The sequence below is a fragment of the Microcystis sp. M53603_WE2 genome (assembly GCF_030065435.1).
The window spans coordinates 1-1993 of record NZ_JASJFF010000793.1 but is presented as its reverse complement, the minus strand read 5'-3'; the positions used below and the strand labels follow the sequence as shown (position 1 = coordinate 1993).

The window sequence follows — 1993 nt, the reverse complement described above, 5'->3', positions numbered from 1 at the left end:
GTTTGTTTATCCCCCACCGTTACCAGTCGAAAAGGTTCCTCGACGCTCAAACTTTCTGTGTGTTTTATATCAGTTACCGTCACCGGAAATCTTCCTACTAAAGGAATAATTCTGGCTAATTCGTCCTCATCCTGTAAACGATGGACGGGCAGCAGGGGAGCGCTACGGGTGGGAGTAACGGTAAAATCTTGTAGTAAAGACTCGATCGCCTGTCTAGCCGAGTCAGAATGGGCAAATTTCAACCCTTTAGCGATTAATTTCGCTCTTTCGGCTAAATCTCGCTTTTGTTTGCCCCGTTTCCAACACTGGTAAGCGATCGCATCTCCAGGATGACGAGTAAATTCACTGGGAATCTGGGATAAACGGGAAAAATCTTGGATAGCTTTGGCGATATCGTGTGCTTCAGCCACCTCAATCCTTTTTTCTGCCGCTAATTTCGCTGCCCCCAATCTTTGTTCTTGGTTGAGAATCCGTAATTCGTATAGCACATCACTACGCGGCCCGATGTAGTAACTTAACAAATCTTCAGCTGCCCCCGCTTTGATTAAACTCTCAAAAACTTGGGCAGCGACAATAATTAAATTTTGTTGGGCATTTTGAAAACCGGTTTGTTCAAAAATTAACTGGGAATCGTAGCCAGCTTTTTGCAGTTTTTGACATTTTTGCCCCCAATTCACCCAATTTCCTTCCTTATGAAGCAGCGAGCGCATTAATTCGGTCGCTTCCGTTTCGCTGATTCGATCATCTGTACTGCGAGGCTGTTCTGTCATAGACAACTTGATCAAGCTACAATAACTAAAATTTATCTAATCCCTCAAAAATCTTCAATAGCAATTAAGGTTAACAGGATAGACTAGATAGTAACAGGATAGCTGACAATCACCCCCTTCGTACCTGTTAGGGCAAGTTTATCTTCAATGTCTAGATTAAGAGTTAATGGAAGCATTCCCCCCTCGTCCACAACTAACCCCGGTCAAAGGACGATGAAAACCAAGCGTCACCCCAAAGATAGTGCCTTGGGTTTAGTCTCTACCCTCAGCTTTCCGGCGATCGTCGGGACGGCGGATATGATGCTAAAATCGGCAGAAGTTACCCTCGTGGGTTACGAAAAAATTGGCGGTGGTCACTGTACGGCGATCGTGCGTGGTAATATTGCCGATGTGCGGTTAGCAGTGGAAGAAGGGGCAAAAACCGCCGCACAGTTCGGACAATTGGTATCTAAATCGGTTATTCCCCGACCGATGCCCAATTTAGAGGTAATTTTCCCAATTGGTAGCCGTTTAGCCGAAATTGCCCAAAGTCAAAGGGGTTTCAGCAAACTGAGCAATATGTCGATCGGTCTCTTGGAAACCCGCGGTTTTCCTGCTATGGTGGGGGCAGCCGATGCCATGTTAAAATCGGCCGATGTGCAGTTAGCTTCCTACGAAACGATTGGGGATGGTTTGTGTACGGCCATTATCCGGGGTTCCGTCGCTAATGTGGCCGTAGCCATTGATGCGGGAATGCGGGAAGCAGAGAAAATCGGTGAACTGCACGCGGTGATGATTATTCCCCGTTTATTGGAAGATTTAGAACATACTCTACCGGTGGCCAGATACTGGTTAGAAACCCCCGAACCTTTACCGATGTTGTTACCCAATACTGTCCGGGAAAAACAACGGGAATTGGTCGCTTTACCGGAATTGGAAAAAACCAAAATACCGATTCGTCGCCAAGAAATGCAGGAAAAAGTGTTAGAAGAAGTGATTCCCGTGGAAGTTATCATCGATGAGGACAGTTATTAATTTTTATTTTCAACTTTGCTCCTGTGCTGCTAAAAGTACAGGAGCAAAAGGTTGAATTAGGGTTTGCGGCAAAAAGTTTGTTGGTGGGTGTGGATTTCCCAGTAAAAAATCTTTACAGAGTCCCCCGACAATTAAACGAATCGAATAATGATAAATTTTTGTCAAGGGGTGTGGTCAGATCGAATAATCGTCGCTAGAATTGGCCTAAT

Annotated in this window: 3 protein-coding genes; 1 reads left to right on the top strand and 2 read right to left on the bottom strand. The window is 45.2% G+C overall.

Annotation, left to right across the window (positions count from 1 at the left end; translation table 11 throughout):
* Nucleotides 1-770, bottom strand: a 770-nt coding sequence (gene raf1 / locus PX481_RS16970; RefSeq protein WP_288095109.1) for a RuBisCO accumulation factor 1, incomplete at its 3' end; no start/stop codon positions are given.
* A gap of 213 nt (nucleotides 771-983) precedes the next feature.
* On the opposite strand from raf1, the gene ccmO reads away from it, so the two are divergent.
* A complete protein-coding gene (gene ccmO, locus PX481_RS16965; protein WP_288095107.1) occupies nucleotides 984-1784 on the top strand; it encodes a beta-carboxysome assembly protein CcmO in 801 nt (266 codons plus the stop codon).
* A gap of 9 nt (nucleotides 1785-1793) precedes the next feature.
* Here the strand turns inward: ccmO and PX481_RS16960 are convergent, their stop codons facing one another.
* Nucleotides 1794-1949: a hypothetical protein gene (locus PX481_RS16960; protein ID WP_288095105.1), complete on the bottom strand. Its 156-nt coding sequence runs from the start codon at nucleotides 1947-1949 to the stop codon at nucleotides 1794-1796.
* Nucleotides 1950-1993: the final 44 nt, after the last annotated feature.